Origin of the sequence: Mesorhizobium sp. LNJC391B00 (assembly GCF_000502535.1) — a bacterium.
Lineage (GTDB): Bacteria > Pseudomonadota > Alphaproteobacteria > Rhizobiales > Rhizobiaceae > Mesorhizobium.
Genome location: NZ_AYWI01000016.1, coordinates 24514 through 49293, shown reverse-complemented (window position 1 = coordinate 49293; position 24780 = coordinate 24514). Strand labels below are relative to the sequence as shown.

General features: G+C 62.2%; 26 protein-coding genes and 1 pseudogene. 21 read left to right on the top strand and 6 right to left on the bottom strand.

Annotation, left to right across the window (positions count from 1 at the left end; all coding sequences use genetic code 11):
• Positions 1–95 precede the first annotated feature (95 nt).
• Entirely contained in the window at positions 96–2075 is a 1980-nt protein-coding gene (locus X750_RS137975; protein ID WP_023668903.1) for a bifunctional 2',3'-cyclic-nucleotide 2'-phosphodiesterase/3'-nucleotidase, read from the top strand.
• 60 nt (positions 2076–2135) lie between these two features.
• Here X750_RS137975 and X750_RS137980 read toward each other — a convergent pair whose 3' ends face one another.
• Positions 2136–3386, bottom strand: a complete 1251-nt coding sequence (locus X750_RS137980; RefSeq protein WP_023748679.1) for a cyclopropane-fatty-acyl-phospholipid synthase family protein — start codon at positions 3384–3386, stop codon at positions 2136–2138.
• Positions 3387–3645: 259 nt separating this feature from the next.
• Between X750_RS137980 and X750_RS1000000167450 the strand changes: the two genes are divergently transcribed.
• The 6 genes from X750_RS1000000167450 (at position 3646) to X750_RS138005 (ending at position 6738) form a co-directional block, all read left to right on the top strand.
• Entirely contained in the window at positions 3646–3780 is a 135-nt protein-coding gene (locus tag X750_RS1000000167450; RefSeq protein ID WP_023688440.1) for a hypothetical protein, read from the top strand.
• A gap of 113 nt (positions 3781–3893) precedes the next feature.
• Positions 3894–4184 (top strand): Dabb family protein, encoded by a 291-nt coding sequence (locus X750_RS137985; protein ID WP_031243590.1) that lies wholly within the window; start codon positions 3894–3896, stop codon positions 4182–4184.
• A 55-nt stretch (positions 4185–4239) separates the two neighbouring features.
• A complete protein-coding gene (locus X750_RS137990) occupies positions 4240–5112 on the top strand; it encodes a VOC family protein (RefSeq protein ID WP_023748677.1) in 873 nt (290 codons plus the stop codon).
• Positions 5109–5987: a 3-deoxy-8-phosphooctulonate synthase gene (kdsA, locus tag X750_RS137995; RefSeq protein WP_023748676.1), complete on the top strand. Its 879-nt coding sequence runs from the start codon at positions 5109–5111 to the stop codon at positions 5985–5987. Before X750_RS137990 ends, kdsA begins: the two co-directional genes overlap by 4 nt.
• A gap of 97 nt (positions 5988–6084) precedes the next feature.
• Positions 6085–6288 carry a dodecin family protein gene (locus tag X750_RS138000; protein ID WP_023668908.1) on the top strand — a complete coding sequence of 68 codons (204 nt, stop codon included), beginning with the start codon at positions 6085–6087 and terminating at the stop codon, positions 6286–6288.
• Positions 6289–6372: 84 nt separating this feature from the next.
• Positions 6373–6738, top strand: coding sequence for a PRC-barrel domain-containing protein (locus X750_RS138005; protein ID WP_023668909.1), 366 nt, complete (start codon positions 6373–6375; stop codon positions 6736–6738).
• Between the two features lie 77 nt (positions 6739–6815).
• Here X750_RS138005 and X750_RS1000000167445 read toward each other — a convergent pair whose 3' ends face one another.
• From X750_RS1000000167445 to X750_RS1000000166565, 3 genes are all read right to left on the bottom strand, one after another.
• A complete protein-coding gene (locus X750_RS1000000167445) occupies positions 6816–6938 on the bottom strand; it encodes a hypothetical protein (RefSeq protein ID WP_023748675.1) in 123 nt (40 codons plus the stop codon).
• A gap of 109 nt (positions 6939–7047) precedes the next feature.
• The gene (locus X750_RS1000000166080) at positions 7048–7221 is read right to left on the bottom strand and encodes a hypothetical protein (RefSeq protein ID WP_023748674.1); all 174 of its coding nucleotides are present in this window, start codon (positions 7219–7221) and stop codon (positions 7048–7050) included.
• Complete coding sequence (locus tag X750_RS1000000166565; RefSeq protein ID WP_198021013.1) at positions 7179–8627, bottom strand: hypothetical protein; 1449 nt, start codon at positions 8625–8627, stop codon at positions 7179–7181. The genes X750_RS1000000166080 and X750_RS1000000166565 overlap by 43 nt, the downstream gene beginning before the upstream one ends.
• Positions 8628–8730: 103 nt before the next feature.
• Between X750_RS1000000166565 and eno the strand changes: the two genes are divergently transcribed.
• The 11 genes and pseudogenes from eno (at position 8731) to X750_RS138065 (ending at position 19242) form a co-directional block, all read left to right on the top strand.
• Entirely contained in the window at positions 8731–10005 is a 1275-nt protein-coding gene (gene eno, locus X750_RS138010; RefSeq protein ID WP_023688446.1) for a phosphopyruvate hydratase, read from the top strand.
• 137 nt (positions 10006–10142) lie between these two features.
• Positions 10143–10466, top strand: a complete 324-nt coding sequence (locus X750_RS138015) for a septum formation initiator family protein (protein WP_023748672.1) — start codon at positions 10143–10145, stop codon at positions 10464–10466.
• Between the two features lie 195 nt (positions 10467–10661).
• On the top strand, positions 10662–11708 hold the full coding sequence (gene pdhA, locus X750_RS138020) for a pyruvate dehydrogenase (acetyl-transferring) E1 component subunit alpha (protein ID WP_023668914.1): 1047 nt from the start codon (positions 10662–10664) through the stop codon (positions 11706–11708).
• A 15-nt stretch (positions 11709–11723) separates the two neighbouring features.
• Positions 11724–13145: a pyruvate dehydrogenase complex E1 component subunit beta gene (locus tag X750_RS138025; RefSeq protein WP_023668915.1), complete on the top strand. Its 1422-nt coding sequence runs from the start codon at positions 11724–11726 to the stop codon at positions 13143–13145.
• A gap of 18 nt (positions 13146–13163) precedes the next feature.
• Positions 13164–14695, top strand: a pseudogene (locus X750_RS1000000165175) (pyruvate dehydrogenase complex dihydrolipoamide acetyltransferase).
• A 12-nt stretch (positions 14696–14707) separates the two neighbouring features.
• Positions 14708–15127, top strand: coding sequence for a hypothetical protein (locus tag X750_RS138040; RefSeq protein WP_023748669.1), 420 nt, complete (start codon positions 14708–14710; stop codon positions 15125–15127).
• A complete protein-coding gene (locus tag X750_RS138045) occupies positions 15124–15765 on the top strand; it encodes an SGNH/GDSL hydrolase family protein (protein WP_023748668.1) in 642 nt (213 codons plus the stop codon). The genes X750_RS138040 and X750_RS138045 overlap by 4 nt, the downstream gene beginning before the upstream one ends.
• Positions 15766–15787: 22 nt before the next feature.
• Positions 15788–17236 (top strand): dihydrolipoyl dehydrogenase, encoded by a 1449-nt coding sequence (gene lpdA / locus X750_RS138050; RefSeq protein WP_023748667.1) that lies wholly within the window; start codon positions 15788–15790, stop codon positions 17234–17236.
• A 102-nt stretch (positions 17237–17338) separates the two neighbouring features.
• On the top strand, positions 17339–17596 hold the full coding sequence (locus X750_RS138055; protein ID WP_023668920.1) for a GlsB/YeaQ/YmgE family stress response membrane protein: 258 nt from the start codon (positions 17339–17341) through the stop codon (positions 17594–17596).
• A 207-nt stretch (positions 17597–17803) separates the two neighbouring features.
• Complete coding sequence (gene lipA / locus X750_RS138060) at positions 17804–18769, top strand: lipoyl synthase (protein WP_023748666.1); 966 nt, start codon at positions 17804–17806, stop codon at positions 18767–18769.
• Positions 18770–18780: 11 nt separating this feature from the next.
• Positions 18781–19242, top strand: coding sequence for a type II toxin-antitoxin system RatA family toxin (locus X750_RS138065; protein ID WP_023748665.1), 462 nt, complete (start codon positions 18781–18783; stop codon positions 19240–19242).
• Here the strand turns inward: X750_RS138065 and X750_RS138070 are convergent.
• Both X750_RS138070 and X750_RS138075 read right to left on the bottom strand, forming a co-directional pair.
• Positions 19218–19727, bottom strand: coding sequence for a CinA family protein (locus X750_RS138070; protein ID WP_023696095.1), 510 nt, complete (start codon positions 19725–19727; stop codon positions 19218–19220). The genes X750_RS138065 and X750_RS138070 overlap by 25 nt on opposite strands.
• The gene (locus X750_RS138075) at positions 19724–20947 is read right to left on the bottom strand and encodes a bifunctional 2-C-methyl-D-erythritol 4-phosphate cytidylyltransferase/2-C-methyl-D-erythritol 2,4-cyclodiphosphate synthase (RefSeq protein WP_023748664.1); all 1224 of its coding nucleotides are present in this window, start codon (positions 20945–20947) and stop codon (positions 19724–19726) included. The genes X750_RS138070 and X750_RS138075 overlap by 4 nt, the downstream gene beginning before the upstream one ends.
• 139 nt (positions 20948–21086) lie before the next feature.
• Here X750_RS138075 and dusB point away from each other — a divergent pair, with 139 nt between their 5' ends.
• From dusB to ntrC, 3 genes are read left to right on the top strand one after another with little or no spacing between them, the layout of a single operon-like run.
• Positions 21087–22115 carry a tRNA dihydrouridine synthase DusB gene (gene dusB, locus X750_RS138080; RefSeq protein WP_023748663.1) on the top strand — a complete coding sequence of 343 codons (1029 nt, stop codon included), beginning with the start codon at positions 21087–21089 and terminating at the stop codon, positions 22113–22115.
• The gene (locus X750_RS138085; protein ID WP_023688458.1) at positions 22112–23257 is read left to right on the top strand and encodes a nitrogen regulation protein NR(II); all 1146 of its coding nucleotides are present in this window, start codon (positions 22112–22114) and stop codon (positions 23255–23257) included. Before dusB ends, X750_RS138085 begins: the two co-directional genes overlap by 4 nt.
• Positions 23254–24711, top strand: a complete 1458-nt coding sequence (gene ntrC / locus X750_RS138090) for a nitrogen regulation protein NR(I) (protein ID WP_023682548.1) — start codon at positions 23254–23256, stop codon at positions 24709–24711. The genes X750_RS138085 and ntrC overlap by 4 nt, the downstream gene beginning before the upstream one ends.
• The last annotated feature ends 69 nt before the right edge of the window (positions 24712–24780 follow it).

The following is a 24780-nucleotide window of genomic DNA, read 5'->3' as shown; positions in this document are numbered from 1 at the left end:
CTGATCGACTGACTTCCCGATGGACATGGCCGGTTTTCGGCGCGAAGCTTCCGCCCGGGGCTGGGATCTTGTCACGTCGCTGGGAGGGAAAACCAATGCCGCATCTCAATTACCCCGTCTCCCGCCGTAGTTTTCTTGCCGGTACGGCCGCCAGCGGGGCGCTGATCATGCTCCATCCGTTTTCCGCCCGCGCGCAGGCCAATCAGGCGCATCTGAGGATCATGGAGACCACCGACATCCATGTGAATGTGCTGCCTTACGACTACTACGCCGACAAAGCCAACGACACGATGGGCCTGTCACGGACGGCCTCACTGATCGCGGCGGTGCGCAAGGAAGCCACCAATGCGATGCTGATCGACAATGGCGATCTTTTGCAGGGCAATCCGATGGGCGATTACATCGCCTATGAGAAGGGCCTCAAGGAAGGCGATCTGCATCCGATCATGAAGGGCATGAACCTGCTGGGCTATGAATGCTCGACGCTCGGCAATCACGAGTTCAATTACGGCCTGTCGTTCCTCGACAAGGTGCTGGCCGGAGCCAATTTCCCCTTCGTCTGCGCCAATCTGATCCGCGGCACCGAGCTTGCCGCCAAACCGCGCGACGACAAGCTCTACCTCAAGCCCTATGTCATCCTCGACAAGAAGATCAAGGACGGGTCGGGCGCCGAGCAGCCGATCAAGATCGGCATCATCGGCTTTGTGCCGCCGCAGATCATGGTCTGGGACCTGAAGAACCTGGAAGGCAATGTCAGGACGCGCGACATCGTCGAGGCGGCCAGGGCATGGGTGCCGCAGATCAAGGAGGAGGGCGCCGACATCGTCATCGCGCTCTCGCATTCCGGCATCGATATCAAGCAGGGCGACGGCATGGAGAACGCCTCCTTCTTCGTCGCCGGCGTCGAAGGCATCGATGCGGTGTTCACCGGCCATCAGCATCTCGTCTTCCCCGGCAAGAAGGATTTTCAGGCGCTCGAAGGCGTCGACACCGAGAAAGGCACGCTGCAGGGCAAGCCCGCCGTGATGGGCGGTTTCTGGGGCTCGCATATGGGACTGATCGATCTGCTTCTGGAACGGGACGGATCGAAATGGCGCGTAGCCTCGGCCACATCGGAGGCAAGGCCGATCTACCAGCGCGTCGACAAGGCAAACAAGCCGACGGTGGCGGACGACCAGCGCGTCGTCGATGCGCTGAAGGCGGACCATGAGGCGACACTTGCCTATGTCCGCCGACCGGTCGGCAAGACCTCGGCGCCGCTCTATTCCTATTTCGCGCTGGTCGCCGACGATCCGTCGGTGCAGATCGTCAACCAGGCGCAGAGCTGGTACCTCAAGGACATATTGAAGAGCACGCAGTGGAAGGATGTGCCGCTGCTGTCGGCGGCAGCACCCTTCAAGGCCGGCGGGCGCAACGGCGCCGACTACTATACCGACGTGCCGGTGGGCGACATCGCCATCAAGAACGTCGCCGACCTCTATCTCTATCCGAACACGGTGCGCGCCGTCGAAATCACCGGCGCGCAAGTGAAGGAATGGCTGGAAATGTCGGCCGGCATTTTCAGGAAGATCGAGCCGGGCAAGGCCGACCAGGCGCTCATCGACACCGAATTCCCGTCCTACAATTTCGATGTGATCGATGGCGTCAGCTACGGAATAGACCTGTCGCAGCTGCCGAAATACGATGCCAAGGGTGGCGTCGCCAATGCCGGCTCGAACCGCATCGTCGGCCTCAGCTTCGACGGCAAGCCTATTGATCCGGCAGCGAAATTCGTCGTCGCCACCAACAATTACCGCGCCGGCGGTGGCGGCAATTTCCCCGACATCAATGCCTCGAAGATCATCTACGAGGCGCCGGACACCAACCGCGACGTGATCGTGCGCTACGTCGTCAGCGAAGGCACGATCAATCCCTCGGCCGACGACAATTGGTCGTTCACGCCGCTGCCCGGCACCAGCGTCGTGTTCGAGACCGGCCCCAAAGCGAAGGATTTTATATCGGGAGTGAAATCGCTCAAGATCGAGCCGGCCGGCGAGGGCGAATCCGGGTTTGCGAAGTATCGCATCCTGCTTTGAGGCATCGTGCAGCTAACAGGGAAAACGAGCGGGCATACGCCCGCTCAATCACGCTTCGGATCAGGCTTTGTAGACCACTTGGCGCACGTCGATGTAGCTGGCTCTAAAGCCGGCTTCGCAATAGTGGAGATACAATTCCCAAAGCTTCTTGAAGCGGTCGTCGAAGCCGAGCGGGACGATCTTTTCCCACGACGCCCAGAAGCGGTTGCGCCATTCGGCAAGCGTGCGGGCATAGTCGTCCGGAAAGACGCGCTCGCGCAGATGGGCAAGGCCATGGTCGCTGCCCAGCGTCTTCAGGATCGACGGCGTCGGCAGCATGCCGCCTGGGAAGACATAGCGCTGGATGAAATCCGGCCTCGCCCGATAGGTGTCGTAGGCGGCCTCGTTGATGGTGATGATCTGCAGGCCGGCGGTGCCGCCGGGCCTCAAGCACGCCTTCATCTTGCCGAAAAATACCGGCCAATATTTTTCGCCGACCGCCTCGAACATCTCGATCGAGGCGATGCGGTCGTAAGTGCCCGTTTCGTCTCGGTAATCCTGCAGCTTGATGTCGACCTTGTCAGACAGTCCCGCCTTCTGGATGCGCGCCTTGGCGAAATCGTGCTGTTCGCGGCTGATGGTCAGGCCGGTGACGCGGCAGCCGATCTCGCGCGCGGCAAATTCGGCAAAACCGCCCCAGCCGCAGCCGATCTCGAGCACATGGTCCTTCTTGCCGATGCCGGTATCCTTGGCCAGCGCGCGGTATTTGGCGGCCTGAGCGCTTTCCAGGTCGTTGGCGCCGGTCGCATAGAGCGCCGACGAATAGGTCATGCTGGGATCGAGCCATTGCTTGTAGAAGGCGTTGCCGAGATCGTAATGCGCCGAGATGTTGCGCTTCGAGCCGGTGCGGGTGTTTTCGTTGAACCAGTGGCGGATGCGCTGGACCGTGTTGATGAGCCAGTTGGCGCCGCCGGCAATGCGTTCCCCAACGGCCGAGTTGACGACGAACAGTTCGAGGAAGCTGGTTACATCAGGGCTTTCCCAGTCGCCGTCCATGTAGGATTCGGCAACGCCGATGGTGCCGCCGGAAAAGGCACGGCCGGGCAGGCGCCAGTTCTTCAACACCAGCTCGGCATCCGGCCCGGGTCCGTTGCCGCCGACAAGCACCGCCCGGCCATCCGGCATCCTCACCTTCAGCGAACCGCGCGGCAATTTCATCGCCGCCGACAGCACCATGCGCGCCTTGGCCGGCAGGCCCTTGACGATCTCGGCGAAATTGAGTTCGTCCAGCCTGATGGCGTCGCCGATGCCTTTGTATTCCCTGACAGCCATCTCACACCCCCCTGGACTTCCGCGGGGGCGGCGCAAGATCTGCCGGCCTCCACATCCTCCACTTTCATTCGCCAGGCGCGAACGCCGTAGCCTGCTTAAATTTTCGCCACAATCTTCCACCGCATCGACCGGAACTTCAAGAGGCAAGCCGTGCCCGGCACTGGCCCAGGTGGCGTGCCTGGGGCCAGAATCGGTGAGGGCGAGCGACCGCCGGTGAAATCGCTATGGTTAGGAACAGCCACATACGTTAGTTTCAGCCATGCGTTACGTCATCGTCATCGTCGCCATCGCCTTTTTCCTGATCTGGGATGGCCTCTATAATCAGGGCCGCTATCTCGACACGACGGTCAGGGAAATGTCGCGCGTCGTGCGCTACGTCACCGGCAAAGCCTAGCTTTTGCGCCTCTGCAAAGTCGCCTGCCGACATTGCCGGGCGCGACATCGTGGCGGTTGACGCGACGGTCCCGCTCACACAAAACATGCCGCAAATCGAACGTGGAGGCAGGCGTGATCCGGCATATCGTTTTCTTCAGCGCGCGGCGCAAGGACGATGTCGAGGCCGTGCGCACGGGCTTGCTCGCGCTGGGCAAGATCCCGCATTCAAGCCTCTTCGAGGTGACGCTCAACACCAAGGTCGATCCGCTGTCGGATGCGATCGACGTGGTCGTCTATGCCGAGTTCGAGGATGATGCCGCGCTTGCCGCCTACAAGGCGCACCCGCTCTATGCCGAGACGACCAGTCGGGTCAAACCATTGCGCGAATTGCGCTATTCGGCCGATATCGTGGCGACGGCCTGATCGGGCCGGCAAGAGGCCTTGAACCAATTTCGGGAATGATGCACACCGCGCCGGCATGACCAGCACGACCCATCCGCTTGACCATCTGGTGCTGCCGACGGCGAGCCTCGCTGTGGCGCGGGCGCGGCTGACATCGCTTGGCTTCATCGTCGCGCCAACCGGCATTCATCCCTTCGGCACCGAAAATTGCTGCGTCTTCCTTGCCGACGGCACCTATCTCGAACCGCTGGCGGTTGGGAATGAACAGGTGGCAGCGAGTGCGATCGCCGGCGGCAATGTCTTTGTCGCCCGCGACCGGCTCTATCGCGCCAGGCTGGGCGATGAGGGCTTTTCCGCCGTGGTGCTGGCCACCGACGATGCCGATGCGGACCATGCGCGCTTTATCAAAGCCGGCCTGTCGGCGGGAGACGTACTGAGCTTTTCCCGCGCCTTCACCGACACGGCCGGAAAGAGCGACATGGCCTCGTTCAAACTGGCTTTCGCCGCCGGCGCCGAGACGATGGACGCCTTTCTGTTCGCTTGCGAGCGGATCAACGCCCCTCAAATCGACCGTACGGCGCTGCAGGCTCATGCCAATGGCGTGACCGGCATTGCCGAAGTCGTTGCGGTCAGCGATGTGCCTTCCACACAGATCAGCCTGATCTCGACAGTGGTTGGCTCGGAGCAGCAGAGCAGCGCGGTCTTCGACCTGCCGAATGCGCGTCTGACCGTTCTGGATCCTGCGGCTTTCACCGCGCGCTTCGACATTCCGGCCGGTGCGCCGACAAGAGTTCGCTTCGCCGCGATTGTCTTTTCAGTCCGCAGTGTCGGCGCTGTCGCGAGGCTGCTTGCAGACAACGCCGTCGGGCACGATATAGCGGGCAACGAAATCGTCGTGCAGCCGGCATCCGGACAGGGCGCGGCTTTCATCTTCCGGGAGACCCCATGAGCAAGCCGCAAGGGCCCAATTCGCTGGCGCCGAATTCGTCGGTAACCATCGGCAACGTCGTCTTCGACAACAGCGGGCCCCTGGCGTTGATCGCCGGCCCGTGCCAGTTCGAATCGCGCCAGCACGCTTTCGACATGGCCGGCGCGCTGAAGGAACTGACCGGCAAGCTCGGCATCGGCCTCGTCTACAAGACCAGCTACGACAAGGCCAACCGCACCTCGCTGTCGGCAACGCGCGGCGCCGGCATGGACGCGGCGCTTCCGGTGTTCGACGAGTTGCGCAAGGCGTTTTCGCTTCCCATTCTGACCGATGTCCACACCGAGGAGCAGTGCGCGATCGTAGCGCACCATGTCGATGTGCTGCAGATCCCGGCCTTCCTGTCGCGCCAGACCGACATGCTGGTCGCCGCGGCCAAGACCGGCAAGGTGATCAACGTCAAGAAGGGGCAGTTCCTGGCGCCCTGGGACATGAAGAACGTGGTGGCCAAGATCACCGGCTCCGGCAACCCCAATGTGCTGACCACCGAGCGCGGCGCTTCCTTCGGCTACAACACGCTGGTGTCGGACATGCGGGCTTTGCCCGTGATGGCCGAGATCGGCGCGCCGGTGATTTTCGACGCCACCCATTCGGTGCAGCAGCCGGGCGGGCAGGGCGGTTCCTCCGGTGGCGAGCGCCGCTTTGTCGAGACGCTGGCGCGGGCTGCCGTTGCCGTCGGCGTCGCCGGCGTGTTCATAGAGACCCACCAGGATCCCGACAATTCGACCTCCTCCGACGGGCCCAACATGCTGCCGCTGAAGGACATGCCGGCGCTGCTCGAAAGACTGATGGCATTCGACCGCATCGCCAAGAATGCTGCTGACCTGAACCGAGGCTGATGGGTTCGGCGATGGCGCGCGCGCTGCCCTGCGTGTGGAAGGCATAAGCCGGCTGTAGGCTCGCTGCTGCAAATGAGCGTCTTGGCAGGAGGAAGCCATGTCCGTCGCCCGCGTCACCGAAATCACGTCGTCGTCGAAAAAGAGCTTTCAGGACGCCATCGAGAAGGGGATTGAGCGCGCCTCAAAGACCCTGAAGAACGTGGAAGGCGCCTGGATCCAGGACCAGAAGATCGTCGTCGAGGACGGCAGGATCGCGGCCTATCGCGTCAACATGAAGGTGACGTTCATCCTCGCGGAGTAACCGCCCGCCGCTCGAAAAAACGGGAACTTTCGCCCGCGCCCCTCATTGTCAAAGTATCGATCAATGACATGAGGAGCAGCAGCCATGACCACCCAGACAGGCCACACCGAAGCCATCGCCGCTTCGCGCGTCATCGGCACGTCGGTCTACAACACCGAAGGCACGAGCATCGGCAGCATCGAGGACATCATGCTCGACAAGACGTCGAACGGCATCATGTTCGCGGTGATCGGGTTCGGTGGATTTCTCGGCATTGGCGAGAAGTATCACGCCATTCCGTGGGCGAGCCTCGACTATGACGAGGACAAGGGCGGCTATGTCGTGCCGTTCTCGAAGGAGCAGCTGAAGGCAGCACCTGCCTATTCGATCAATGAACTGGCCGGCGCCGATGGCGAGGCCGCACGTGATGCTTCCTATGATTACTACAAGGTCACGCCGTATTGGCATTGATCAGCTGCGCTGACGCCTGACGTGAAAAGGCCCCCGAATTCCGAAACGGGGGCCTTTTCAGTGTAACCCGACAGTTTCTATTCTGCTGCGTAAAGCGTGGACAGCTGCGTCGCCGCCCTTGGCGGCTGCTGCGTATCGCAGGACGTCAGGAACGCCGCCGCGATCAGGAACAAACTCACGATACCGCTCAACTCGGACATGGCGAAACTCCTCCTGTTTCGCCCCGCGCATCACCATCCTAGTCGACACAGAGATTGTTATCTCTGAATTATGATGACGTGGTGTTGTCGAACGTGATCCGAGGCATGCTCAGCCGAGGAGTCCGGCATTCTTCACCGCCTTGAAAACCTTTTCGTGCCAGGCGATCCGATCCGCTTCGCCATTGGCCTGCGTGGCGGAATTGGCGTTGCCGACGTTGATCGCGCGCGAGATCTTTTTGATCAGGCCGGCATCGGAAAGGCATTGCAGCCTGACCCTTTCCATTCGGCGCAAGCTGCGAGCAGCGAAGTCTGCGGATCCTCGATCAGTTCAGGATGATTGGCGAGGTCAACCTTGGCGAGCTTGCCCTTGGCCGTGTACGCGTCGCGCCCGGTGGTCTGGAACGTACCGCCGCCGCGGAAATTGAAGCCGTCCAACGTTCCTTTCACATTGCCCATCCGCCCGCCATAGGCCCAGTCGCCCAGGGCTTGCGGCTTGCGCAGCAGGTTGTCCTCGATCCACTGATCGGTCTTGCCCGCGGCTCGCGACCTCCATGCGTTCCGGATTGCCGCCACGGTCGTGTAGGTCAGGGATTCGCGAATGAGGGTGAAGCCACCGGTTTCCATCGCCGCTTGAGCGAAGAAATGCATCAGCCGATCATAGTTGTTGCACACGCCATGATCGCCAAGTGTCTTGAGGCCCTTGTCGGAGGTAAAGGCGCCGATGTAACCGTCATAGATTGTTCGCTTGGAACCGCTTGCCGGTCTCGGGGCGAATTTCTGGAAGACCGCTGCCGGCAAACCCTTGTTCGGATCGCCCGCAACGGCTTCGAGCACGCTCTCGACACTCTCGGTCGACAGCACCGGTTCGCCTTCGACGACCACCGAAGCATTGGGTATTCGCTTGCCGTTGCTTTTCGGGAAGCCACCGCCGGCAAAGGTTTTCAGATCGTCGATGAGGGCGATTACGCGTGTCCGGCTCTCCGTGAAATCCATGTCGGAAAGCGGACCACTCACCTTCTTCGTCGGGTTGATGCATCCGACGCTGGACAGGAAATTGACGCCCGGATGGATCAGGATTTCGGTGCGCTCGTTGGTCTTCAGCAGTTCGAGTCCAGGTTTGGGTGGCGTCTTGGCGCCAGTGTAGCCGATCGTCACATATTTGCCTCCGGCCTGTGTCGCCAGCGGATAGGTGCCGGGCTCGATGCGCCTGCCATTGTCTTCTTTGGAATTATCGCCTGGGCCGCGAGATTCACACACGAACCCCGATAGACCCGTTACTGCCGTGCCGTTGTGAAAGACTTTATAGGTACCAACTGTCCTGCGTCTGGTGCCCCTCATATGCTCGACTTTGCGGCTAATAAGAAGTTCCCAGCCAGTGCCTGAAATCGCTGCCATTGCCGCCTCCCCAAAGAGTTCAAGCTTGTTCATTTCACTGTGGTCGCCAAATAGTTCGCGTTGTAGATGTGACCCTAACATCTTCGAATTCTCTGCATTGTGAAGTTTGTCACGTTGGCGGTAGCCTCTTTTGAAGCATCGGCTGGAGTTTGTGCGCCGCCTGGTATTTCGTGATAAGGCATTGCCGCGATAAAAGGGGAGGGGCAGCCGCCCCATGCGGCGCCAGACATATGACGTCAGGGCGGGCTGTTTGCGTTCAGATGGCGTCGCCCATGCCCCACGGCCTGAGCGCATGGGGCGACCGTCACCATTATTTCATGCCATTCCTGATTGCCTTTTGCGGCACTTTGGCTAAGAGGGGCGCGACGCTTTCAATCGATCAATCGGGGACATCGCAATGACCGCCATCATCGACATTGTCGGGCGTGAAATCCTGGACAGCCGTGGAAATCCGACCGTCGAGGTCGACGTCGTTCTCGAAGACGGCTCAATGGGCCGCGCCGCGGTGCCGTCGGGCGCGTCGACCGGCGCGCATGAGGCCGTCGAACTGCGCGACGGTGGCGCCCGCTATCTCGGCAAGGGCGTGCTCAAGGCGGTCGAGGCCGTCAATGGCGAGCTGTTCGAGGCGATCGGCGGCATGGAAGCCGAAAACCAGATCCACATCGATCAGACCATGATCGAGCTCGACGGCACGCCCAACAAGAGCCGGCTCGGCGCCAACGCCATCCTCGGCGTCTCGCTGGCGGTCGCCAAGGCCGCGGCGGAAGCCGCCGGACTGCCGCTTTACCGCTATGTCGGCGGCACCAAGGCGCATTTGCTGCCGGTGCCCATGATGAACATCATCAATGGCGGAGCGCATGCCGACAATCCGATCGATTTCCAGGAATTCATGATCCTGCCGGTCGGCGCGCCGACTTTGCGCGAAGGCGTGCGCTGGGGCTCGGAAATCTTCCACACGCTGCGCAAGAAGCTCAAGGATGCCGGCCACAACACCAATGTCGGCGACGAAGGCGGCTTCGCGCCCAATCTGAAGAGTGCGCCGGTGGCGCTCGATTTCATCATGGAATCGATCGAGAAGGCCGGCTTCAAGCCGGGCGAAGAGATCGCGCTCGGTCTCGACTGTGCGGCGACCGAATTCTTCAAGGACGGCAATTACGTCTATGAGGGCGAGAAGAAGACCCGCGATCCCAAGGCGCAGGCCAAGTACCTGGCCAAGCTCGCCGCCGACTATCCGATCATCTCGATCGAGGACGGCCTGGCCGAGGACGACTGGGAGGGTTGGAAGTACCTGACCGATTTGATCGGCAACAAGACGCAGCTGGTTGGCGACGACCTCTTCGTCACCAACACGGCGCGGCTGCGCGACGGCATCCGCATGGGTGTCGCCAATTCGATCCTGGTCAAGGTCAACCAGATCGGCTCGCTCACCGAAACGCTCGACGCTGTCGAGACCGCGCACAAGGCAGGCTACACAGCCGTCATGTCGCACCGTTCGGGCGAAACCGAGGATTCGACCATCGCCGACCTCGCCGTCGCCACCAATTGCGGGCAGATCAAGACCGGTTCGCTGTCGCGCTCGGATCGCATGGCCAAGTACAACCAGCTGATCCGCATCGAGGAAGAGCTCGGCAAGCAGGCGCGCTACGCCGGCAAGTCGGTAATCAAAGCTTAAATTCTGCCGAACTGGCGAAAACGACGAAGGGCGGGATTTTCCCGCCCTTTTTCGTTGCGGGCGCTGGCTAATGCACCTGTCCGTAACCGTCCATTAAGCACAATCGGGCGAGATAGACAGGTCAGAGGATTGCGACCATGTGGACACGCCAGCACAAGCAGAGAAACACCGGCCGGCTGATCATCCCGTCGCTTTGCGTGGCGTTCCTGGCCTATTTCGGCTTCCATGCCTATCATGGCGAGTTCGGCATCAATTCCAAATATCAGCTCGAAGCGCAGAGCATCGAATTGCAGGCCAAGTACGATGCCATCAAGGCGCGCCGGGTCGATCTGGAGCGGCGCGTCCAACTGATGCATGAGGGCACGCTTGAAAAGGATATGCTCGACGAGCAGGCACGCCGGGCGCTCAATCTGTCCCAGCCCGATGAAATCACCATCATGCTGCCGGCCAATTCGAAATAATCGAATTTCGGTTAATCGCTGTTATCTCTAACGATTCTGGGCGTTTAGGCGCATGCCAGCCATGCGTTTTTCTGCATGGCGAAACGCGGTCTCGCATGTTAGCTTCCTTCCAATCGGTGGGGAGGAGCTGATCCTCCCCGGAGCAGACATGGTCTGCTTTAGTGTCCGCGAAGAGACGCCAACAGGGAGTGATGCATGGCCACCGCCGCCAAAAAAGCGCCTGCCAAATCCGTTAAATCGACATCCGCCAAATCAACGGGGCTTTCCGCCCCCAAGCCGGCCGACTTCACCAAGGACGAGGAGCTTGCCGCCTACCGGCACATGCTGCTTATCCGTCGCTTCGAGGAAAAGGCCGGCCAGCTCTACGGCATGGGCTTTATCGGCGGCTTCTGCCACCTCTATATCGGCCAGGAAGCGGTCGTCACCGGCATGAAGATGTCGCTGATCAACGGCGACCAGATGATCACCGCCTATCGCGACCATGGCCACATGCTGGCGATGGAACTGTCACCGCGGGGCGTCATGGCAGAGCTGACCGGACGCCGTGGTGGCCTGTCGAGGGGCAAGGGCGGCTCCATGCACATGTTCTCCAAGGAGAAGCATTTTTACGGCGGCCACGGCATTGTCGGCGCGCAGGTCTCGCTCGGCACCGGTCTCGCCTTCGCCAACCGCTACCGCGACAACAACAATGTGTCGCTGACCTATTTCGGCGATGGCGCTGCCAATCAGGGTCAGGTCTATGAAAGCTTCAACATGGCCTCGCTGTGGAAGCTGCCGGTGATCTACATCATCGAGAACAACCGCTACGCCATGGGCACTTCGGTGTCGCGCTCGTCGGCCGAAACCAATTTTTCGCATCGCGGCGCCTCGTTCAAGATTCCCGGCATTCAGGTCGACGGCATGGATGTGCGTGCGGTCAAATCCGCCGGCGATCAGGCGACCGAATGGTGCCGTGCCGGCAACGGTCCGATCATCCTCGAGATGCAGACCTATCGCTATCGCGGTCACTCGATGTCGGATCCGGCAAAATACCGCTCCAAGGAAGAAGTGCAGAAGATGCGCTCGGATCATGATCCGATCGAGCAGGTCAAGGTGCGGCTGACGGCCAAGAAGTGGGCGACCGAGGACGAACTCAAGAACATCGACAAGGAAGTCCGCGACATCGTCGCCGACGCCGCCGAATTTGCCCAGCACGACGCAGAGCCGGATCCGTCCGAGCTCTGGACCGACATCGTATTGTAACGGGAGGGCAAGGACATGCCGATCGAAATTCTCATGCCCGCTCTCTCGCCGACCATGGAAGAGGGCAATCTTTCCAAGTGGTTGAAGAACGAGGGCGACAAGGTCGTCGCCGGCGATGTCATCGCCGAGATCGAAACCGACAAGGCGACCATGGAAGTCGAAGCCGTCGATGAAGGCACGATCGGCAAGATCGTGGTTCCCGCCGGCACCGAAGGCGTCAAGGTCAATGCGGTGATCGCCGTGTTGCTGCAGGACGGGGAAAGTGCAGGCGACGTCGAAAAGAGCGGCAAGCCTGCCTCCACCCAGGATGCCATTTCCGCTGGCGGTCAGCGGACCGATGCAGCCGAGGAAGGCTCAAAGGCGGCTCCCCAGGATGCCGGCGAGGCTCCGAAGGCAGTTCCCGCCGCTCCGGCAGCCAAACCTGCCGCCGATCCGGATATTCCCGCCGGCACCGAGATGATCTCGACTACGGTGCGCGAGGCCTTGCGCGATGCCATGGCCGAGGAAATGCGCCGCGACGGCGATGTCTTCGTCATGGGCGAGGAGGTCGCGGAATACCAGGGCGCCTACAAGATCACGCAAGGGCTGCTGCAGGAATTCGGGCCGCGCCGCGTCGTCGACACGCCGATCACCGAGCACGGCTTTGCCGGCGTCGGCGTCGGTGCGGCGATGGCCGGCCTGAAGCCGATCGTCGAGTTCATGACCTTCAACTTCGCCATGCAGGCGATCGACCAGATCATCAACTCCGCGGCCAAGACGCTCTATATGTCGGGCGGCCAGATGGGCGCACCGATCGTGTTCCGCGGACCGAACGGTGCGGCCGCCCGCGTCGGCGCCCAGCATTCGCAGTGCTATGCCGCCTGGTACAGCCATATTCCCGGGCTAAAGGTGGTGATGCCGTACACGGCTGCCGACGCCAAGGGCCTGCTCAAGGCGGCGATCCGCGATCCGAACCCGGTCATCTTCCTTGAAAACGAAATCCTCTACGGCCAGTCCTTCGACGTGCCGAAGCTCGATGATTTCGTGCTGCCGATCGGCAAGGCGCGCATTCACAAGCAGGGCAAGGACGTCACCATCGTCTCGTTCGGCATCGGCATGACCTACGCCATCAAGGCGGAAGCCGAACTGCGCGGCATGGGCATCGATGCCGAGATCATCGATCTCAGGACCATCCGTCCGCTCGACCTCGACACCGTCATTGCCTCGGTGAAGAAGACCAACCGCTTGATCGTGGTCGAAGAAGGTTTCCCGCAAAGTTCGGTCGGCGACCACATCGCCAACCAGGTTTCGCAGCGCGCCTTTGACTTCCTCGATGCGCCGGTCATCACCATCGCCGGCAAGGACGTGCCGATGCCTTATGCGGCGAACCTCGAAAAGCTGGCCTTGCCCAATGTCGGCGAGGTCATCGAGGCCGTCAAAGCCGTCACGTATCGCTGAGCCGGTCGGGAGGACATCATGCCAATCAACATCACCATGCCGGCGCTGTCGCCCACGATGGAAGAGGGCAATCTTTCCAAGTGGCTGGTCAAGGAAGGCGACAAGGTTTCGCCGGGCGACGTGATCGCCGAGATCGAGACCGACAAGGCGACGATGGAAGTCGAGGCCGTCGATGAGGGCACGGTCGCCAAGCTGGTCGTTCCGGCCGGCACCGAAGGCGTCAAGGTCAATGCGCTGATCGCCATTCTCGCCGGCGAAGGCGAGGATGCAGGGGCGGCGGCAAAGGGTGGTGGCGATGCCGCGCCCGCGAAAGCCGATGCCAAGCAGGATAAGGCGTCAATCTCCCCACCCGTGGGGGAGATGTCGACGAAGTCGACAGAGGGGGGCGCTGCCCCGCCGACCTCTCAGTCTGTCGCGCCCCCCTCTGGCCTGCCGGCCATCTCCCCCACAAGGGGGGAGATCAGCCAATCGTCAGGCGAGCGCACCTTCGCTTCGCCNCATGTAATTGGCAGGCCAGCGGGACGGCGCCCCCCTCTGGCCTGCCGGCCATCTCCCCCACAAGGGGGGAGATCAGCCAATCGTCAGGCGAGCGCACCTTCGCTTCGCCGCTGGCTCGTCGCATCGCCAAGGATGCCGGAGTCGACGTGTCCGCCGTAACCGGCACCGGCCCGCATGGCCGTGTCGTCAAGGCCGATGTCGAGGCGGCGATTGCCGGCGGTGGCGCCAAGGCTGCACCGGCCGCGAAAGCCGCACCTGCCGGCGCTCCGGCACCTGCGGCTCCGGCTGCGGCACCCAAGGCGATGTCGGACGAACAGGTGCTGAAGCTGTTTGCCGAAGGGTCCTATGAGCTCGTCCCGCACGACAATATGCGCAAGACCATTGCGCGCCGCCTGGTCGAGGCCAAGACAACCATCCCGCATTTCTACCTGACGCTCGACTGCGAGCTCGATGCGCTGCTGGCGCTGCGCACACAGATCAATGCGGCTGCTCCGACGAAGAAGACCGACAAGGGCGAGGCTCCCGTCTACAAACTCTCGGTCAACGACATGGTGATCAAGGCGATGGCGATGGCGCTGATGGCGGTGCCGGATGCCAATGCATCGTGGACCGAAAGCGCCATGGTCAAGCACAAGCACGCCGATGTCGGCGTTGCCGTGTCGATCCCCGGCGGCCTGATCACGCCGATCATCCGCCACGCCGACGAAAAGACGCTGTCCACTATCTCCAACGAGATGAAGGATCTGGCGAGCCGTGCCCGCAGCCGCAAGCTGAAGCCTGAGGAATATCAAGGCGGCACGACGGCTGTCTCCAATCTCGGCATGTTCGGCATCAAGGACTTTGCCGCCGTCATCAACCCGCCGCATGCGACGATCCTGGCGGTGGGTGCGGGCGAGCAGCGGCCGGTGGTCAAGAATGGCGAGATCAAAATCGCCAATATCATGTCGGTGACGCTGTCGACCGATCACCGCGCCGTCGACGGTGCGCTCGGCGCCGAACTTCTGGTCGCCTTCAAGCGCATGATCGAAAACCCGATGGGCATGCTGGTCTAGGAAGGAAAGGCTGTGCGGAAATTCGTCACCAGCCTTTTCGCCCTGATCCTTTCCGGCCTGGCCGGCGGGCTGGTGGCGCTGTGGCTGGCAATCGCCACCAATGCGAACTCGGAATTCATCCTTGTCTTCATGGCCTCGGCGCTGGTCTCTATCGTTGCGACGGTGGCGTTTTTCATCGCGCAATTGGTGCCAAACCTACAAAGGGCGATCAATCTGACGGGGCTTGTTGGGGTTGCGTTGTTCGTGCTGGCCGGGATCGGGCTGATTGCCTGGACCTTCTCTCAGCCGCCGGGCAAAGCCCAGTGGTCGGGCGATCTCCCCGTTGTCGCCGGTCTGATTTTGCCAAGCATCGCCACGGTCATCGTGCAGTGGCTGTTCGTGGGATGGCGCGTGCGGCGCGGGCTTAAGGCGGAGGCGGGTGCGGGTGCATGAAGACGATCCTCTGCTACGGCGATTCCCTGACCTGGGGCTATGACGCGGCAAGCCTCGGGCGCCATGCGCTGGAGGATCGCTGGCCGAGCGTGCTCAAGGCGGCGCTGGGCGACGATGATATCGAAGTCATTGCCGAAGGTCTGAACGGCCGCACCACGGCTTTCGACGATCACCTGGCTGGTGCCGACCGCAATGGCGCCAAGGTGCTGCCGACGATCCTGACCAGCCATGCGCCGCTCGACCTGATCATCATCATGCTTGGCGCCAACGACATGAAGCCCTGGATCCACGGCAATCCGGTCGCGGCCAAGCAAGGCGTGCAGCGGCTGATCGACATCGTACGCGGCCACGATTATCCGTTCGACTGGGCCGCGCCGCAAATCCTGATCGTTGCGCCACCCGCGGTCAGCCGCACCGACAATGCCGAATTCAAGGAAATGTTTGCCGGCGGCGACGAGGCCTCGAAGCGGCTGGCGCCGCAATATTCCGCGCTCGCCGACGAGGCCGGCTGCGGCTTTTTCGATGCCGGCACGGTGGCCGAGACCACACCGATCGACGGCGTCCATCTCGATGCCGAAAACACGCGCAATATAGGTGAGGCATTGGCGCCATTGGTGCGCGTGATGCTGGAACTCTAGAGAAAAATCAGGGAGAAACCCCGTGGCTGAATCCTACGACGTGATCATCATCGGCTCAGGCCCCGGCGGCTATGTCACGGCGGTGCGCTCCGCCCAGCTCGGCTTCAAGACTGCCATCGTCGAGCGCGAGCATCTCGGCGGCATCTGCCTCAACTGGGGCTGCATCCCGACCAAGGCGCTACTGCGCTCGGCCGAGATCATGCACTATTCCGACCATCTGAAGGACTACGGCCTGAAGCTCGAAGGCGGCAAGGTCAGCGCCGACACGGCCGCTGTCGTCGACCGCTCGCGCAAAGTGTCGTTGAGGCTCAATGGCGGCGTCGCCTTCCTGATGAAGAAGAACAAGGTCGACGTCATCTGGGGCGAGGCCAAGCTTTCAATGCCAGGTGAAATCGTCGTCTCCAAGACGGCGAAGAAGCCGATGGAGCCGCAGCCGCCGGTGCCGAAGGGCGTCAAGGGCGAGGGGACCTATACCGCCAAGCACATCATTCTCGCCACCGGCGCCCGGCCGCGCGCGCTGCCCGGCATCGAGCCGGACGGCAAGCTGATCTGGACCTATTTTGAAGCGATGGTGCCGAAGGAGATGCCGAAATCGCTGCTGGTCATGGGTTCGGGCGCCATCGGCATCGAGTTCGCCTCCTTCTACCGCACCATGGGCGCCGAGGTGACGGTGGTCGAGCTTTTGCCGGAGGTGATGCCGGTCGAGGATGCCGAGGTCTCGAAATTCGCGCAGAAGCAGTTCGAGAAGCAGGGCATGAAAATCATCCTCGAGGCCAAGGTGACCAAGGTCGAGAAGGGCACCAACTCGGTTACCGCACATGTCGAGATGAAGGACGGCAAGGTCGAGAAGATCACCGCCGACCGCATGATCTCGGCCGTCGGCGTGCAAGGCAATATCGAGAATCTCGGCCTCGAGACGCTCGGCGTGAAGACGGATCGCGGCTGTGTCGTCATTGACGGTTACGGCAAGACCAATGTGCCCGGCATCTACGCCATCGGCGATGTCGCCGGGCCGCCTATGCTGGCTCACAAGGCTGAGCATGAGGGCGTGGTCTGCATCGAGAAGATCGCCAGTTTCCCCGGCGTGCATGCGACAGACAAGCTGAAGATCCCGGGCTGCACCTATTGCAACCCGCAGGTCGCCTCGGTCGGGCTCACCGAAGCCAAGGCCAAGGCGGAAGGCAAGGACATCCGCGTCGGCCGTTTCCAGTTCGGCGCCAACGGCAAGGCGATCGCGCTTGGCGAGGACCAGGGCTTCATCAAGACCATTTTCGACAAGAAGACCGGCCAGCTGCTCGGCGCGCATATGGTCGGCGCCGAGGTGACGGAGCTGATCCAGGGCTTTGTCGTGGCGATGAACCTGGAGACCACCGAGGAAGAACTGATGCACACCATCTTCCCGCATCCGACGCTGTCGGAGATGATGAAGGAAAGCGTGCTTGATGCCTATGGCCGTGCGCTCAACGCGTGATAAATTGGTGCCGCGAGACTCAGACACATGCGCCGGAGGAACCTTACGGCAAGACAGTTCGTTTCCGGATGCATTTTCACCTGACACTGGAGGAGTTGGCATATGGACGTGAATGGCGTGGGCTGGATTGCGGCCATCATCATCGGCGGTTTGGCCGGGTGGCTGGCCGAGATGGTCATGAAGAGCAATACCGGCGTCTTGATGAACATCATTATGGGCATTGTCGGCGCGGTGGTGCTGAACGCAATTCTCAGGGCGCTCAACATCGAACCCTTCGGAGTCGGCTGGCTCGCCTACCTGATCACCGGCTTCATCGGCGCCTGCCTGCTGATCTTTGCCGGGCGGCTCATTCGCCGATAAAACGGCTCGCCGTTTTATCTCGTTCTTCTGACGCAATTCCGGACGGAAAACCGTGTCACACTTTCCTGGAATTGCTCCGGATCCCCGCTATGCGAAAAAGGCTGTGGCGGCATGCGCCGCCGCAGCCTTTTTCTTTGCACCGAAAAGTCCTAGATGACGCCAGAAGGGCGAATGCCGACGGGCAGACGCCAACAAGTCAGGTTTGAGATGGTCACTGTTCTCGACACGATCGCCAACGCGCCGCGCCTGCGGCACCCCGAGAAGGCGCACAAGCCTGATCAGGACGTGCTGCGCAAACCCGACTGGATCCGCGTCAAGGCGCCGATGTCGAAGGGCTATGCCGAAACGCGCGAGATCGTGAAGTCGCACAAGCTGGTCACCGTGTGCGAAGAGGCCGGCTGCCCCAATATCGGCGAGTGCTGGGAAAAGAAGCACGCCACCTTCATGATCATGGGCGAGATCTGCACGCGCGCTTGCGCCTTCTGCAATGTCGCCACCGGCATTCCCACCGCGCTCGATGCCGATGAGCCGGCGCGTGTCGCGCATGCCGTCAAGCAGATGGGGCTGACCCATGTCGTCATCACCTCGGTCGACCGCGACGATCTCGCCGATGGCGGCGCGCAGCATTTCGCCGAGGTTATCCGGGCGATCCGAGCAGCGACGCCCTTGACCACGATCGAAATCCTGACGCCCGATTTCCTGCGCAAGGAGGGCGCGCTGGAGATCGTCGTGGCGGCCAAGCCCGATGTCTTCAACCACAATCTCGAAACCGTGCCGTCGAACTACCTGACGGTGCGGCCGGGTGCTCGCTATTTCCACTCGATCCGGCTGTTGCAGCGGGTCAAGGAGCTCGACCCGTCGATCTTCACGAAGTCCGGCATCATGGTCGGCCTCGGCGAAGAGCGCAACGAGATCCTGCAACTGATGGACGACCTGCGCTCGGCCAATGTCGACTTCATGACCATTGGCCAGTATCTGCAGCCGTCGAAGAAACACCACCCGGTGATCCGCTTCGTCACGCCGGAGGAGTTCAACTCCTTCGCGACGATCGGCAAGACCAAGGGTTTCCTGCTGGTGGCGTCGAGCCCGCTGACGCGCTCCTCGCATCATGCCGGTGACGATTTCGCCAGGCTGCGGGCGGCGCGTGAGGCGCAGTTCAAAAAAGCCAGTTAGATCCTGCTTCAATGCCGAAATTCGAAGCCACACGCCGCGTTGCCCACACGCCGGAGCAGATGTTTGCGCTGGTCGCCGATATCGAGGCCTATCCTGAATTTCTGCCGCTGTGCGAGGCGCTGACGGTGCGCTCTCGCAAGGAGCGTGATCGCCGCACCATTCTCCTCGCCGATATGAGCATCGGCTACAAGGCGATCCGCGAGACCTTTACGACGCAGGTGCTGCTGAAGCCGGACGAGAACACAATCGACGTCAAATACATCGATGGGCCGTTCAAATATCTCAGCAATATCTGGCGCTTCGAGCCGGCCGACGGCGGCGGCTGCAACGTTCGCTTCTTCATCGACTACGAGTTCAAGAGCCGTATCCTCGGCGTGTTGATGGGCACCATGTTCGATCGCGCCTTCCGCATGTTTTCCGAAGCCTTCGAAAAACGTGCGGACGTCATCTACGGAACGACGCCCATCTCATGAGTGTCGCCGAGCGCGCGCAGGCCGATCTCCAGCGCATGCTTGACGGTCTCACGGCGGATGAAGTCGCGGCCATTGTCGGCAAACATATTGAGCTCGGCAGCCACCGGCCCACCTCTTAGGGCAACTCCGAACCAGACGAGGCCGACCGGTTTTTCCGGCGAACCGCCGCCTGGGCCGGCAATGCCTGTGACGGCAAGCGCCAGCCCGGCGCGCGAGCGCGCCAGAGCGCCCTCCGCCATCTCCAGAACCGTTTCGCGCGAGACGGCGCCATGCGCCTCGAGTGTGGCGGGCGAGACGCCGAGCATCTCCATCTTTGCTTCATCGGAATAGGTGATGAGGCCGCGATCGACGACAGCGGACGAGCCGGCAATGTCGGTCAGTGCCGAGATGATCATGCCGCCGGTGCAGCTCTCGGCCGTCGCCAGCATGATGCCGCGTTGCTGGCAGACCTGGAGCAGGGCATTGGCGAGGTCGCTGTTGTTCATGCGGGAACCTCCCCGGGGAAGACGACACTGGCGGTGGCAATGGCGGCGATGCCTTCCTCGCGGCCGACAAAGCCGAGCTTTTCGTTGGTCGTCGCCTTGATCGAGATGCGATCGCTGGAAATGCCCAGCATTGCCGACAACGCGTTGGTCATCGCCTCGCGATGCGGGCCGACGCGCGGCGCCTCGCAGATCAGCGTGATGTCGGCATTGGCGATGCGGCCGCCGCGTTCGCGCACCAACCTGGCCGCATGCTCGACGAAGATCTTTGACGCCGCGCCCTTCCATTGCGGATCGGAAGGCGGGAAATGCGTGCCGATGTCGCCGGCGCCGCAAGTGGCGAGCAGCGCATCGGTCAGCGCGTGCAGGCCGACATCGGCATCCGAATGGCCGGAAAGCTTCTTGCCGTGCGGAATGGCGACGCCGCACAGAGTGACATGGTCGCCGGCCTCGAAGGCGTGCACGTCATAGCCATTGCCGGTGCGAATGTCTGGAAAACGCTCGCCAGTAAGCCGCTGATCCGCCATCGCAATATCCCTTGCCCAGGTCAGTTTGACATTGTCCGGCGACCCCTGAATGATTTTCACCGGAATATGCGCCCATTCGGCGATCGCGGCATCGTCGGTAAAATCTGTCTTGCCGAGATGATGGGCCTTTTCGTGCGCGGCGAGCAACGGCCAGAACGGAAAGCCTTGCGGCGTCTGCGCGGCATGAAGGCCGGCCCTTGGCACCGTCTCCTCGATCATGCCGGTCGCCGACTCGCGCTTCAGCGTATCGGCGACGGGCAAAGCGGGCAGCGCGCCCTGGCGCTCGCCAATGGCCGCAATGGTGCGGTCGATCAGGGCCGCGTCGACAAACGGCCGCACCGCGTCATGGACAAGGACACGGCCGGGCGTACGATCCCTCAGCGCCAGCAGGCCGAGCCGGACCGAGGCCTGGCGCGACTCGCCACCGACCACGGCGGTAACCCGCTCGGCATACAGGCCGGCTGCCTTGTCGAAAAGCGCGCGGTCATCGGCATGGATGGCGACGACGACGGGACCAATTTCGGGATGCGCCAGGAATGTCTCCAGCGTGCGCGCGATGACGGCACGGCCACCGACGCGCTGATATTGCTTCGGCCCGTCGGCCTGTCCGGCGCGCGCGCCGCGGCCGGCTGCAACGATGACCACGCCGACCTTGTCGGTCGTCGCCTCGGCCGGTTTTTCGCTTGCGTCTGTCATGCCGAGAGGCTTAGTCGCGGCTTATGGCGAAGGCCAGCATTTTCCCAAATGCGCCGCAATGTGACGTCATTGCGCGTTGCACAATGCCTTTCTTATGGCTAGAGAATGTGCAGCAATCCGATATGCTTGGTTTTTGTGCATGCCTGAAGTGACAAAATTGGCTTCGCCGCTCGACATTGGCGGCGTGACGATCCCCAACCGCGTCTTCCTCGCGCCCATGTCGGGAATAACGGACGGGCCGTTCCGGCAGCGCGCCTACGCGCATGGCGCGGGCCTGGTCGTGTCGGAAATGGTGGCGAGCGGCGAGCTTGCCAAGGGCAGGGCCGGCTGCGACCTGCGCATCCGTCATTCCGGGCTGCCCGTCCATATGGTCCAGCTTGCCGGCCGCGAGGCCGAGCACATGGCCGAGGGCGCGCGCATCGCTGCCGGCGAGGGCGCTGACATCATCGACATCAATATGGGCTGCCCGGCCAAGAAGGTGACCGGCGGCTATGCCGGCTCGGCGCTGATGCGCGATCTCGACCACGCGCTGTCGCTGATCGAAGCGGTGATCGGCGCGGTCCAGGTGCCGGTCACGGTCAAGATGCGGCTCGGCTGGGACGACAATGCGCTCAATGCACCCGTCTTGGCGCGCCGCGCCGAAGAGGCCGGTGTTAAAATGGTGACCGTGCATGGGCGCACGCGCTGCCAGTTTTATCAAGGCAAGGCCGATTGGGGCGCCATCGCCCGCATCAAGGACGTCGTCTCGATCCCGGTCGTCGCCAATGGCGATGTGGGCTCGCCCGCGGAGGCCGCCGAAATCCTTGAACAGTCGGGCGCCGACGCGGTGATGATCGGCCGCGCGCATTATGGCGCGCCATGGACGGCGGGCCACATCGCGGCAACGGCTGCGGGCAACGCGCCCTCCGGCGTGCCGGAAAGCCCGCAAGCCATGGCGGACTACATCGTTTCCCACTACGAAGACATGCTGACGCTTTACGGCGTCGAAAGTGGCTTGCGCCAGGCGCGCAAGCATCTCGGCTGGTATCTCGATCGCCACGCTGTGGGCGTCACCAATGAAGGGCGCAAAGCCATCCTCACCTCGTTCGAGCCCGCCCGCGTCATGGCCGTGCTGCGTGAGGTGTTTTCCGGCGGGGGCGAGGCCGCATCCATGCGGAGCGCTGCATGAACGCGCCTGCTGCACCGGGCACCGAGATGGCAAATGCTGCCCATATCGTGCTCAACACCATCCGCCGTCCGGTGATCATGGTCGATCCCGATGGGTTCATCACCTACGCCAATGCCGACGCGGAAGACTTCTTCCGCTCCAGCGCCAACATGCTGGCACGCAACACACTGTCCAAGCTGATCCCGTTCGGCAGCCCGCTGTTGCAACTGGTCGACCAGGTGCGCGAGCGCCGTGCGCCGGTCAACGAATACCGTGTCGACGTGTCGTCGCCGCGTCTCGGCATCGAGAAGGTCGTCGATCTCTATGTCGCGCCGGTGCCGGAATTCCCAGGCTCGATCGTGGTGATGTTCCAGGAACGCTCGATGGCCGACAAGATCGACCGGCAGATGACACACAGGGGTGCCGCGCGTTCGGTCACCGGCCTTGCCGCCATGCTGGCACATGAGATCAAGAACCCGCTGTCCGGCATACGTGGCGCCGCACAGCTGCTCGAACTCTCGGCGTCCGACGAGGATCGCGCGCTGACCCGCCTCATCACCGACGAGACCGATCGTATCGTCTCCCTCGTCGACCGCATGGAAGTGTTTTCCGACGAGCGGCCGATTGACCGCTATCCTGTCAACATCCATGTCGTGCTGGACCATGTGAAGGCAATCGCGAAGAACGGTTTTGCCAAGAGAATCAGGATATTGGAGGACTATGATCCATCATTGCCTCCGGTTTTCGCCAACCGCGACCAACTGATCCAGGTGTTTCTCAACCTGGTCAAGAACGCTGCCGAGGCGATCGGCGGCGACCCGCAGGGCGAGATCGTGCTGTCGACCGCGTTCAGGCCGGGCATCCGCGTTTCCGTTCCCGGAACCCAGGACCGCGTGTCGCTACCGCTTGAATTCTGCGTGCGCGACAATGGGTCCGGCGTTTCGGAAGACATTCTGCCGATCCTGTTCGATCCGTTCATCACCACCAAGCCGAACGGGTCGGGGCTCGGCCTGGCGCTGGTGGCGAAAATCGTCGGCGAGCATGGCGGCATCATCGAATGCGATTCGACGCCGCGCGGCACCACCTTCCGAATCCTGATGCCGGCCTGGAAAGAAACACCCATCGACACTGCCGATGATGAAGGCGAAGGAGACCGCAAATGACGGTTCGCGGCAATATTCTCGTCGCCGACGACGATGCGGCCATCCGCACCGTGCTCAATCAGGCGCTGTCGCGCGTCGGCCATGAGGTGCGCGTGACCTCCAACGCCTCGACGCTGTGGCGCTGGGTGGCGGCGGGCGAGGGCGATCTGGTGATCACCGACGTTGTCATGCCGGACGAGAACGCCTTCGACATGCTGCCGCGCATCAAGAAGGCGCGGCCCGAGCTGCCGGTCATCGTGATGAGCGCGCAAAACACTTTCATGACGGCGATCCGTGCTTCCGAAACAGGTGCTTACGAGTATCTGCCGAAGCCGTTCGACCTGACCGAACTGCTCAACATCGTCAACCGGGCACTGTCAGAGCCGCGCCGACCGAAGATCGATACGCGACCGGAAGAACAGCCTGACGCGATGCCGCTGGTCGGCCGGTCGGCCGCCATGCAGGACATCTACCGCATGCTGGCGCGCATGATGCAGACCGACCTGACGGTGATGATCTCGGGCGAGTCCGGCACCGGCAAGGAATTGGTGGCGCGCGCGTTGCACGAATATGGCCGTCGCCGCGGCGGTCCGTTCGTCGCCATCAACATGGCGGCGATCCCGCGCGATTTGATCGAATCGGAGCTGTTCGGCCACGAGAAGGGCGCCTTCACCGGCGCACAGAACCGCTCGACCGGCCGCTTCGAGCAGGCCGAGGGCGGCACGCTTTTCCTCGACGAGATCGGCGACATGCCGATGGAGGCGCAGACGCGGCTGCTGCGCGTGCTGCAGCAGGGCGAATACACAACGGTCGGCGGGCGCACCCCGATCAAGACCGATGTGCGCATCGTCGCCGCCACCAACAAGGATCTGCGCACGCTGATCAACCAGGGGCTTTTCCGCGAGGATCTGTTCTATCGCCTGAATGTCGTGCCGCTTCGGCTGCCGGGTTTGCGTGAGAGATCGGAAGACATTCCCGATCTGGTGCGGCATTTCTTCAAGATCGGCGCCAGCGAAGGCTTGCAGACCAAGCGAATTTCGACCGGCGGCATCGAATTGATGAAGCGCTATCCGTGGCCGGGAAACGTGCGCGAGTTGGAAAACCTGGTGCGCCGGCTTGCGGCGCTCTATTCGCAGGACGAAATATCAGCCGAGATCATTGAAGCCGAGCTGAAGACAGGCGAAAGACCGGTCGTTCCCGGCGGCGGCAGTTTGATCCCGGACGATCTATCCATCGGCCAGGCGGTGGAGCACTTCCTGCAGCGCTATTTTGCCTCTTTCGCCGGTGAGTTGCCGCCGGCAGGTCTCTATCAGCGCATCTTGTCCGAGGTCGAATATCCGCTGGTGCTCGCTTCCATGACGGCAACGCGCGGCAACCAGATCAAGGCGGCCGAATTGCTCGGCTTGAATCGCAACACGCTGCGCAAGAAGATTCGCGAACTGGGCGTCAACGTCTACAAATCGTCGAGATCATGAGCGCCTGGCGCCCGAAGTGACGCGAGGTCGTCCCCTTTTCAGGGGATCGGCGGCCGAAAGATTTCCGTC

What these genes read in the sequence shown, in the direction of transcription:
- X750_RS138005 (WP_023668909.1), top strand. Translation starts at nt 6,373, where the DNA reads ATGACCACCCAGACAGGCCACACCGAAGCCATCGCCGCTTCGCGCGTC.
- X750_RS1000000166565 (WP_198021013.1), bottom strand. Translation starts at nt 8,627, where the DNA reads ATGCGCTCAGGCCGTGGGGCATGGGCGACGCCATCTGAACGCAAACAG.
- pdhA (WP_023668914.1), top strand. Translation starts at nt 10,662, where the DNA reads ATGGCCACCGCCGCCAAAAAAGCGCCTGCCAAATCCGTTAAATCGACA.
- X750_RS138015 (WP_023748672.1), top strand. Translation starts at nt 10,143, where the DNA reads ATGTGGACACGCCAGCACAAGCAGAGAAACACCGGCCGGCTGATCATC.
- X750_RS137975 (WP_023668903.1), top strand. Translation starts at nt 96, where the DNA reads ATGCCGCATCTCAATTACCCCGTCTCCCGCCGTAGTTTTCTTGCCGGT.
- ntrC (WP_023682548.1), top strand. Translation starts at nt 23,254, where the DNA reads ATGACGGTTCGCGGCAATATTCTCGTCGCCGACGACGATGCGGCCATC.
- X750_RS1000000166080 (WP_023748674.1), bottom strand. Translation starts at nt 7,221, where the DNA reads ATGGAAAGGGTCAGGCTGCAATGCCTTTCCGATGCCGGCCTGATCAAA.
- X750_RS138070 (WP_023696095.1), bottom strand. Translation starts at nt 19,727, where the DNA reads ATGAACAACAGCGACCTCGCCAATGCCCTGCTCCAGGTCTGCCAGCAA.
- X750_RS138025 (WP_023668915.1), top strand. Translation starts at nt 11,724, where the DNA reads ATGCCGATCGAAATTCTCATGCCCGCTCTCTCGCCGACCATGGAAGAG.
- X750_RS137980 (WP_023748679.1), bottom strand. Translation starts at nt 3,386, where the DNA reads ATGGCTGTCAGGGAATACAAAGGCATCGGCGACGCCATCAGGCTGGAC.
- lipA (WP_023748666.1), top strand. Translation starts at nt 17,804, where the DNA reads ATGGTCACTGTTCTCGACACGATCGCCAACGCGCCGCGCCTGCGGCAC.
- X750_RS1000000167445 (WP_023748675.1), bottom strand. Translation starts at nt 6,938, where the DNA reads ATGTCCGAGTTGAGCGGTATCGTGAGTTTGTTCCTGATCGCGGCGGCG.
- dusB (WP_023748663.1), top strand. Translation starts at nt 21,087, where the DNA reads ATGCCTGAAGTGACAAAATTGGCTTCGCCGCTCGACATTGGCGGCGTG.
- X750_RS137990 (WP_023748677.1), top strand. Translation starts at nt 4,240, where the DNA reads ATGACCAGCACGACCCATCCGCTTGACCATCTGGTGCTGCCGACGGCG.
- X750_RS138065 (WP_023748665.1), top strand. Translation starts at nt 18,781, where the DNA reads ATGCCGAAATTCGAAGCCACACGCCGCGTTGCCCACACGCCGGAGCAG.
- X750_RS138075 (WP_023748664.1), bottom strand. Translation starts at nt 20,947, where the DNA reads ATGACAGACGCAAGCGAAAAACCGGCCGAGGCGACGACCGACAAGGTC.
- X750_RS138045 (WP_023748668.1), top strand. Translation starts at nt 15,124, where the DNA reads ATGAAGACGATCCTCTGCTACGGCGATTCCCTGACCTGGGGCTATGAC.
- X750_RS138000 (WP_023668908.1), top strand. Translation starts at nt 6,085, where the DNA reads ATGTCCGTCGCCCGCGTCACCGAAATCACGTCGTCGTCGAAAAAGAGC.
- kdsA (WP_023748676.1), top strand. Translation starts at nt 5,109, where the DNA reads ATGAGCAAGCCGCAAGGGCCCAATTCGCTGGCGCCGAATTCGTCGGTA.
- X750_RS138055 (WP_023668920.1), top strand. Translation starts at nt 17,339, where the DNA reads ATGGACGTGAATGGCGTGGGCTGGATTGCGGCCATCATCATCGGCGGT.
- X750_RS1000000167450 (WP_023688440.1), top strand. Translation starts at nt 3,646, where the DNA reads ATGCGTTACGTCATCGTCATCGTCGCCATCGCCTTTTTCCTGATCTGG.
- X750_RS138085 (WP_023688458.1), top strand. Translation starts at nt 22,112, where the DNA reads ATGAACGCGCCTGCTGCACCGGGCACCGAGATGGCAAATGCTGCCCAT.
- eno (WP_023688446.1), top strand. Translation starts at nt 8,731, where the DNA reads ATGACCGCCATCATCGACATTGTCGGGCGTGAAATCCTGGACAGCCGT.